This is a genomic window from Devosia sp., assembly GCF_028290645.1.
Taxonomy (GTDB): Bacteria; Pseudomonadota; Alphaproteobacteria; order Rhizobiales; family Devosiaceae; genus Devosia_A.
Genome location: NZ_JAQGJL010000083.1, coordinates 1 through 4,032, shown reverse-complemented (window position 1 = coordinate 4,032; position 4,032 = coordinate 1). Strand labels below are relative to the sequence as shown.

Below are 4,032 nucleotides of genomic sequence, written 5' to 3'. Positions count from 1 at the left end.
CGGCCGCCGGCACGCCGGTTGCGGATACCGCATTGCAGAATGACACCACTGCGGGAGGCGTATCGGCCGCCGGCGCGACTATAACCGGCACGCAGGCCTCGATTACGCTTGCCTGATCATCAGGCGTCATCGCCGCCACGAAAGCCTGATTTTCCGCTGGTGTTGTGCCGGCCTGCGAGAGATCGATGGTCGGCGGGGTCGCGGCAGGCTGCGCTGTCGCCGGAGCGGCGCCTAGGCAAAGGCCGAAGAATAGCGCCGTACTGAGGGTGCGGTTCCACATGTTTCTTCTCCGGAGCTGAATGCTCCGTCAGACCGAAGATCAGGACGCCGCATGCCGCCTTGATAGGCATCATTATTGGCGCCCTCGAGCCGCACCACGTCGGCTAAACGGAGCGCCATAACGTTGCCATCACACCCGGCCAGTTAGGGCTTTGCGCGGCCCATTGTTGCTGCGGACTTGAGCGGTCGGAGCACGCCCCCTGAGGCTCCGACCGCCGTTCCTGAGTCAGGTCGTTAGGCCAGCGTCTGGGCGCCTCTCGCGCCGAACTGTCGCAGCAGCTCGTTTGGCTCGCCATGAGAAACGGTTTGCTCTGCCGCTGCCCCCGCTGCGGCAAAGGCGATCTGTTCGTCGGATTTCTGCGGCAGGTCGAGAACTGCTCAAACTGCGGTGAGCGCCTTGGACATCTCAACGTCGGCCTGCTGCTGCCCTTTGCGGTGATCATGATGGTCGGCCACGTCATCATCTTCGTTATGCTCGACATGGAGCTGAACGAGCGAGCCAGCCCGCTGATCTACCTGGCCGTCTTGGTGCCGCTTTCAGTGGTGGTTCCACTCGCCATCATCCGACCAGTGAAGGGTGGTCTCATTGGCGTTCTCTGGGCGCGGAAGGTGAGCAACGAACTGGAGCGCTAATGGCCGGACGGTTGGAATGTCCGCTTCGGGCCGATTGTGTTGAAAAAGGCCGGGTTGCGGCGCGATGCTTGCTGACCGCTGAAATGAAATTGCCTGCGGGACCGCGGAAGGCAGCGGGCGGGGCAAGTTTTGACTCGATAGCGCGGTCAGTCAGGAATCCGATTCCGCCGGAGTCTCGCGAGGTCTAGCGAAGAGCCTCGCGGCAGCCCTTTTTCAACACAATCGGCCAGAAGCGGTCATTCACCGAGGGCGTCGCTTCCGTTTATTGGATCGCAGTAGGTCGCATCACACTCGATACCGGCTGACCCAGGATGGGTTCATCCGCGCTACTCCTTACAGATGCGTCGCCTCCCTGAAAGGCTGGCGGCGAGAAGTGAGCGCCACACCACCCCAGCAGCTTAGCGGATGATCTACCGCAAAAGCCGATCACTCGATCGCGAATGCGCTGACGCCGACCCCACAGGTTGACAGACCGCCATCCCCCCCGTTGTTGGTGTCGATCCAGCTAATCTGGCCGGTCACGGTGATCCGAGCTCCTGGACGAACCCTGGATTTGTCGTCGGCTTCGAGTAAATCCACACTGATTGAGTGGCCAAGCTGATCCTCGCCGAGAGTGAGCCAGCCGGTTACTCGGTCAGAGGTGCGCAGGTCATCGCTGACCACGACCTGGACCTGCACCTGATCAGTGAAGTTGCGCATCCATTCGGCCATCTGGGCAACGCCAACGTCCGGGTCATCACGAGCCGCACCTAGCAGAATGCAAGCATCTTCCAACTCTCGGTTATTGTAGATATCGCCGGGGTTGATTTGAATTTCACCTTCCTCGGCAGTGGATACGCCTAGCAATGGGTCGTTCGGCTCCGACGTGGGGTCGCCGCCCGGTGAGCCCGTCCCGACTACAGCGTCGTTGAGGTCCTCGTCGCTGGCGTTCGGCTTCGCTACGGAATGTTCGGCGTCCTGTGTCACCTGCTGGCCAAACCGCTCGAACTCCTCGCTGGACATGCCTTCGTGATCGGTGGGCAGAGCCGCATCATCCGACAGTAACCCCAGATTGACGGCGCTTTGGATGGTAAGCGCCGCCACCTGCGGGGCAACCTCGCAAGGCGTGGGCAGCTTCATTCCCGGCAGGAGACCATGCGCTGCGCGGAAGATGAGCCGATTGCCGGAGTAGGCGCGCGCAAGGTCATAAGCGTCTTCCCGCGTCAGCTTCTGACGCAGGCCAGCAATCAGCGACCGGAGCGGCTGTAGGTTACCAATCGCCGAGGCGGTCGAGGCGCACCCACCAGCAAGAACCTCTTCGACAAGCAGGGCGCTGGCGACCAGCCCCAACTCGTCGGCGCTCAACTCTCGAGGCGACGTGGCCCCAAGTTCAGGCAGGTTTGCGAGCAGCTCGAAAGTTGCCCTCGCGGGGGCGACCTCTGCGTTCTCAAATCTGTCGCAGTTGCCCTGATACTTGGCGAAAAGTAGGCGTCCAAAGTTGAGCTCCAAGTCTGCATCCCATTGAGCACCGGCCGGTCGTTCGCGATCAAAAGCGATTGGATCGCAAAAGTCAGAGAACGCCCTGATGATAGAGTTCGCAGTGATCTCGGGATCAGCCGCCTGAGCGACGGAACCCCAGCAGCCAACCGCCAGGACCGTGGCGAACAGTAGCGCCCTCATGGCTTCACCGCCTTGCTGCGCACCAATTCCCGGTGGCCGAAATAGGCCATGACGGTCAGCGCCAAGGCGACGACGCCCCAAATCGTCAGGTCGGGAAACACGCCTGACGCTCCAACGCCCAACCCGATCAGCCCAGCGATGGCGAACATCACCATCGAGACGCGAGGGAGCCCCATCGCGAAGGCTCCGCCGAGCACGAACAGCAAGGCAACCAGGATCCCCGCCGCGCCACCTCCGGCGACCGATTGGTTCTGCGTCATGCCGCCACCGGCGAACAAGGCACACGACTGCAATCCGACGATCAGCGTCAGGAACAGCGAAATTATCATCACGGCAATTCTCATTTCTTCCCCCATGGCCACGGTTTCTGAACGACCGGCAAAATCGCCACGTTCCCCCAGTACCGACCTAATATGTCGAACATATTCGATGGTTTAAACGCCATCAAGCTGGCTGCGTGCGTCGCATGGATGGACGCGCCCGCATCGCTTGGAACCTTCGGAAAATCCGAACCGACAGCGGCGTTACGCAAGAGGCTCTGGCGGTCGATGCTGACGTTGACCGGACCTACGTCAGCGGCATCGAGCAAGGGACCTTCAACCCGTCGATCGACGTCCTCGATCGGATCGCCGCGGCGCTCGGTGTGGACGTAGCCCGCCTGCTTCAACCTCTGCCTGAGGGGGCTGCTTCGCTCCCTGCGCTCAAAGCAGGACGGAAGGGCAAGGGCGACTAGTATCGACTCGGGGAGTGCCATCAGTACTCCTCCGCCAGCATCACCGTCATCACCCGCTCGGTGACGGACGGATCGGCCGGGTTGGGGGAGTGCGCCGACAGCGCCCGGTCATAATAGTCGATCTTCCAGATCAGCGTTTCCGGTCCGAACTCGACCGTGGCGCAGTCGTGCTCGCCGTGGGGGTCGTTGCCCGCGTCGAAGGCGTTGAATACGGCGACGATGGCGAGGGCCAAGTCGACCTGCGTTTTCCCGAGGGCTGCGAGGCCAGCCGTGACCACCATGCGGCCGCCGGTGCCGGTAGTGCGCAGCCGATCGTTGAGAGCGGCTATGGCCCTGCTGCTGGGCTCGGAAAAAGGCGCGTCAGTTTCTCTATCGGTCATGGGATGCTCCGATCCTGAAATGAAAAGGGCCGGTCAGATCGACCGGCCCCGAGGGTGACGTGATTGATGGTGAACTAGGCGGCGGAGCCGTGCGGGTACTTGAGCGCCAGTCGTTCGCGATGCCGCAGGAACGGGTCGTAGTCCGGGTAGTCCACCCACTTGAGGCCGAACACATCATCCGAGACGACCTCGGTGACGATGGCCTCGAACCAGCCGTCCTCGCGAGATTCCGAAGCCAGCACGACCGAGCCCTTCTTGATCGAGGCCCAGTCCTTCGGCAGGTCGACGCCTTTGAGTGGCACCGGCGGCTTGGTCGGATCGTCGGCAGCGGGCGGAGTGGTGGCTGCG

6 protein-coding genes and 1 pseudogene are annotated in these 4,032 nt (G+C 62.2%); 2 read left to right on the top strand and 5 right to left on the bottom strand.

What is annotated here, in order from left to right:
- On the bottom strand, nucleotides 1–280 hold a 280-nt coding region (locus JWQ89_RS04495; RefSeq protein ID WP_299638783.1), incomplete at its 3' end, for a hypothetical protein.
- Nucleotides 281–573: 293 nt separating this feature from the next.
- On the opposite strand from JWQ89_RS04495, the gene JWQ89_RS04490 reads away from it, so the two are divergent.
- Nucleotides 574–912, top strand: a complete 339-nt coding sequence (locus JWQ89_RS04490) for a DUF983 domain-containing protein (protein WP_299638781.1) — start codon at nucleotides 574–576, stop codon at nucleotides 910–912.
- A gap of 426 nt (nucleotides 913–1,338) precedes the next feature.
- Here JWQ89_RS04490 and JWQ89_RS04485 read toward each other — a convergent pair whose 3' ends face one another.
- Nucleotides 1,339–2,571, bottom strand: a complete 1,233-nt coding sequence (locus tag JWQ89_RS04485) for a hypothetical protein (protein WP_299638779.1) — start codon at nucleotides 2,569–2,571, stop codon at nucleotides 1,339–1,341.
- Nucleotides 2,568–2,915 carry a hypothetical protein gene (locus tag JWQ89_RS04480; protein WP_299638778.1) on the bottom strand — a complete coding sequence of 116 codons (348 nt, stop codon included), beginning with the start codon at nucleotides 2,913–2,915 and terminating at the stop codon, nucleotides 2,568–2,570. Before JWQ89_RS04480 ends, JWQ89_RS04485 begins: the two co-directional genes overlap by 4 nt.
- 122 nt (nucleotides 2,916–3,037) lie before the next feature.
- Here JWQ89_RS04480 and JWQ89_RS04475 point away from each other — a divergent pair, with 122 nt between their 5' ends.
- Nucleotides 3,038–3,304, top strand: coding sequence for a helix-turn-helix transcriptional regulator (locus tag JWQ89_RS04475; protein ID WP_299638776.1), 267 nt, complete (start codon nucleotides 3,038–3,040; stop codon nucleotides 3,302–3,304).
- A gap of 20 nt (nucleotides 3,305–3,324) precedes the next feature.
- On the opposite strand, the gene JWQ89_RS04470 is transcribed toward JWQ89_RS04475, so the two are convergent.
- Both JWQ89_RS04470 and JWQ89_RS04465 read right to left on the bottom strand, forming a co-directional pair.
- Complete coding sequence (locus JWQ89_RS04470) at nucleotides 3,325–3,684, bottom strand: DUF3768 domain-containing protein (protein ID WP_299638774.1); 360 nt, start codon at nucleotides 3,682–3,684, stop codon at nucleotides 3,325–3,327.
- A 74-nt stretch (nucleotides 3,685–3,758) separates the two neighbouring features.
- A pseudogene (locus tag JWQ89_RS04465) lies at nucleotides 3,759–4,032 on the bottom strand (hypothetical protein); the annotation flags it as partial.

What these genes read in the sequence shown, in the direction of transcription:
- JWQ89_RS04490 (WP_299638781.1), top strand. Translation starts at nt 574, where the DNA reads ATGAGAAACGGTTTGCTCTGCCGCTGCCCCCGCTGCGGCAAAGGCGAT.
- JWQ89_RS04485 (WP_299638779.1), bottom strand. Translation starts at nt 2,571, where the DNA reads ATGAGGGCGCTACTGTTCGCCACGGTCCTGGCGGTTGGCTGCTGGGGT.
- JWQ89_RS04480 (WP_299638778.1), bottom strand. Translation starts at nt 2,915, where the DNA reads ATGAGAATTGCCGTGATGATAATTTCGCTGTTCCTGACGCTGATCGTC.
- JWQ89_RS04475 (WP_299638776.1), top strand. Translation starts at nt 3,038, where the DNA reads ATGGATGGACGCGCCCGCATCGCTTGGAACCTTCGGAAAATCCGAACC.
- JWQ89_RS04470 (WP_299638774.1), bottom strand. Translation starts at nt 3,684, where the DNA reads ATGACCGATAGAGAAACTGACGCGCCTTTTTCCGAGCCCAGCAGCAGG.